6 protein-coding genes are annotated in these 2,936 nt (G+C 71.6%); 1 reads left to right on the plus strand and 5 read right to left on the minus strand.

Annotated elements, in window-relative coordinates:
- Nucleotides 1-5: 5 nt before the first annotated feature.
- From PKE44_RS17550 to PKE44_RS17565, 4 genes are read right to left on the minus strand one after another with little or no spacing between them, the layout of a single operon-like run.
- Nucleotides 6-740 (minus strand): MotA/TolQ/ExbB proton channel family protein, encoded by a 735-nt coding sequence (locus tag PKE44_RS17550; protein ID WP_324553845.1) that lies wholly within the window; start codon nucleotides 738-740, stop codon nucleotides 6-8.
- A 10-nt stretch (nucleotides 741-750) separates the two neighbouring features.
- Complete coding sequence (locus tag PKE44_RS17555; protein ID WP_324553847.1) at nucleotides 751-1,161, minus strand: ribonucleotide reductase subunit alpha; 411 nt, start codon at nucleotides 1,159-1,161, stop codon at nucleotides 751-753.
- Between the two features lie 42 nt (nucleotides 1,162-1,203).
- Nucleotides 1,204-1,497, minus strand: coding sequence for a hypothetical protein (locus PKE44_RS17560; protein WP_324553849.1), 294 nt, complete (start codon nucleotides 1,495-1,497; stop codon nucleotides 1,204-1,206).
- Nucleotides 1,497-2,264, minus strand: a complete 768-nt coding sequence (locus PKE44_RS17565; protein ID WP_324553851.1) for an NAD-dependent deacylase — start codon at nucleotides 2,262-2,264, stop codon at nucleotides 1,497-1,499. The genes PKE44_RS17560 and PKE44_RS17565 overlap by 1 nt, the downstream gene beginning before the upstream one ends.
- 211 nt (nucleotides 2,265-2,475) lie before the next feature.
- On the opposite strand from PKE44_RS17565, the gene PKE44_RS17570 reads away from it, so the two are divergent.
- Nucleotides 2,476-2,652 (plus strand): hypothetical protein, encoded by a 177-nt coding sequence (locus PKE44_RS17570; RefSeq protein ID WP_324553853.1) that lies wholly within the window; start codon nucleotides 2,476-2,478, stop codon nucleotides 2,650-2,652.
- A 19-nt stretch (nucleotides 2,653-2,671) separates the two neighbouring features.
- Here PKE44_RS17570 and PKE44_RS17575 read toward each other — a convergent pair.
- On the minus strand, nucleotides 2,672-2,936 hold a 265-nt coding region (locus tag PKE44_RS17575), incomplete at its 5' end, for an aminopeptidase (RefSeq protein WP_324553855.1).

The following is a 2,936-nucleotide window of genomic DNA, read 5'->3' on the forward strand; positions in this document are numbered from 1 at the left end:
CGTCATCACCCGGCGCGGCGCGCCAGTTCCGTCTCGGCGAAATGCACGATGGCGCCGACCAGCCGGTCGGCGGCGCGATCGAGTGCGAGGTACTGGGCGCCGAGCAGCATCGACGCGATCAGGCCGATCATCGTCGTGTACAGCGCCACCTTCATGCCCAGGCCCATCGCCAGCAGCATGCGCTGCAGCGTCGCGACATCGAAGGAATCGGTGGTGGCGATCGAGCCGAGCATCATCACGAAGCCGATCACGGTGCCGAGCAGGCCGAGCTTCAGCAGCAGCCCGCACAGGAACCAGCCGCCTTCGTGGCTGCCCGAGGCGTGATCGGCGAGCAGGTCGGTCAGCAGCGCGTGATCGAGGGATTCCGGCGGTGCGGTGCGGGCGTACTTGCCGAGCACGGCCGTGAAGTATTCGCTCGCCAGCGACGGCGGCAGCGCCGTATCCCCGAGTCGCAGGCCGGCATCCTCCCGCTGCAGGCGCGCGTCGGGCTCGGCCCGGGCCCGGCGCATGATCGCCGTGACCTGTTCAAGCTCGCGCGCCAGCCACCACGCGCGCAGCCCGCAGTGACCGCAGGCGGCGACGAACAGCCCGAGGATCGCCTGCGAGATCCAGGTCGGGTCCGACAGCACGTAGGTCGCGATCAGCCCCTGCGTCCAGCACAGCCACAGCGCGAACAGCAGCGCGCCGTTGAGCAGCAGCCACTGCAGGAACAGGCGCAGCGGCGGTTCGGAACGTGCCACGGCTCAGGGCTCAGACCGGTTCGGCCGGCGACAGCCGCACCGGCCGCTCGGCGCGATCGAGGATCACGAACGGCGACAGGTCCCCGCCGGCCTCGATCAGCCGCACCATGGTCTGCAGCACTTCCTCGGCGCGCGCCGGCGTCGGCGGCGTGCCATGCGTGCCGGACAGCGCGCCGATCATGACCCAGTCCCAGACCGGCGACTGCGCATCGGCATCGCGCGTCAGCGTCGCGAAGTCGAGTTCCTCGGCCGGCGGCAGGTCGATGTACATGATCGGACTGAGCGTGCCGCCATCGGCCGGCAGCGGCGCACCGTCCGGACGGTCGACGCGGATGAACACGAACAGCAGCCGGTGCGGTTCTTTCTGGCGCAGGGCGCTGCGCACCAGATCGGCGAAGGATTCCAGCGGGGCGGCGGGCATGCGGATGACTCCTTGCAGTCGCAGGAAGGCGGAGGACGGGCTTCAGGCCGCGGCAGCGGCGAACAGCGTGGCGAAGGCTTCGGCCGGCACGCGCAGCCGCAGGCGCGGCTGACCCGGCCAGTCCGGCAGCGGCGTGACCAGCGCATGCGCCGGTGCCCGCGCCACGAACTCCCAGGGCCGGCCGGCGCGCGCCCAGCCGGCGAGCAGCAGCGGCGACGGCGCACACGGCCGGCCGGCGGCATCGAGCCAGGTGCCGAAACCCGCCGGCAGCGGACATTTCAGGCGCAGCCGCGCGCCGCGGCGCAGGCGCAGCAGCGGATGGCTGCGCGCGAGCATCAGGCCTGCCCCGTCACGGCGTCGGCCATCGCCAGCGCCTCGACCAGCGCCGGCAGCACCACGCCGGCCGGTCCGGCCAGCCGGTAATCGGCGACCGGGGACAGCGGCGTTTCGTCCGGGTTGATCTCGACGACGCAGGCCCGGTGGCGGTGCGCGACGAACGGCAGTTCGGCGGCCGGATAGACGAGGGTCGAGGTGCCGACGCACAGGAACACGTCGCAGGTCTCGGCAGCGCGGAAGGCCGTGTCGATCGCCGCGTGCGGCAGATCCTCGCCGAACCAGACCACGCCCGGACGCAGTCCGGCCCCGCAGTGCGGGCAGCGCGGCGGCACCGGGCCGTCGGCCGGCCAGTCCGCCACCTCGATGCCCTCGACCGAGCAGAGCGTGCGCGCGATGTCGCCGTGCAGCGCGACCACGTGGCGGCTGCCGGCGCGCCGGTGCAGGTTGTCGACGTTCTGCGTGATCAGCGTCCAGGCCGGAAAGCGCGCTTCGAGCTGCGCGAGCGCCATGTGCCCGGCATTCGGCTGCGCCTGCGCCACCAGCCCGCGCCGCCACTGATACCAGTTCCAGACCAGCTGCGGATCGCGTGCGTAGGCCTCGGGCGTGGCCAGGTCCTCGGGCCGGTAGTGCGCCCAGAGCCCGGTGACCGCATCGCGGAAGGTCGGCACGCCGCTCTCGGCGGAGATGCCGGCACCGGTCAGCACCGCCACACGCTCGGCGTGGCGCAGGCGACAGATCAGCTCGTCGGGGATCGTGGGGTTCGGCATGGACGGTCACGCAGCGGGGGGCGACTGATCGTAGCGGGCCGCGGCGGCACGCAGCAAACCGTGTGAAGGCGGGGAGGCAAGGGTTTTCAGTGTGCGCTACCGTCCGGACCTGCAGCGAGGGACATCCGCCCGGGCCGAGTCGGGTGTATCGCCCGAATGCAGGAGTCCGGCATGGTCGGCGCATGGGAGGCTGCCTCACCGGGGCTCGCCCATGCACCACGGCAATCCTCGGTCAGCAAGCTCAAAATCAGCCGTTGCAGTGTTGCGCTTGTTCGCTGAATTCGCGGCCATCATCCTCGCCAACCGCGAGAAACTGTCGGGTCATCGGCCTGTTTATCGAATGATCGACGACAGCGAGCTGGCCTTGACCATTCAGGCTGCCGGCTGAAAGGCATTGCGATCGACGTTCAGCGCGCCTGATCCGGCGAAGCCGTCGCAATTCCTTCCGGCGCCGGCAGCCCCAGTCGCGCCCGCCGCTGCGCCGGCGGCAGCGTGGCGAGTTCGGCTGCGGCGGCGTGGAAGGTGGACCAGTCGTCGCCGCCGGCGTGAAACAGTGCCTCGAAGGCCGGCACCGCGTCCTCGTAGGTGGCGAGCATGGCCAGGCGGGCGTTGTTGAGTTCGGGCGGACGGGCGGCGGCGATGCCGCGGGCGGCGAGCACCGCGACGTAGCGG

The organism is Plasticicumulans sp. (assembly GCF_035331805.1).
Taxonomy (GTDB): Bacteria; Pseudomonadota; Gammaproteobacteria; order Competibacterales; family Competibacteraceae; genus Plasticicumulans.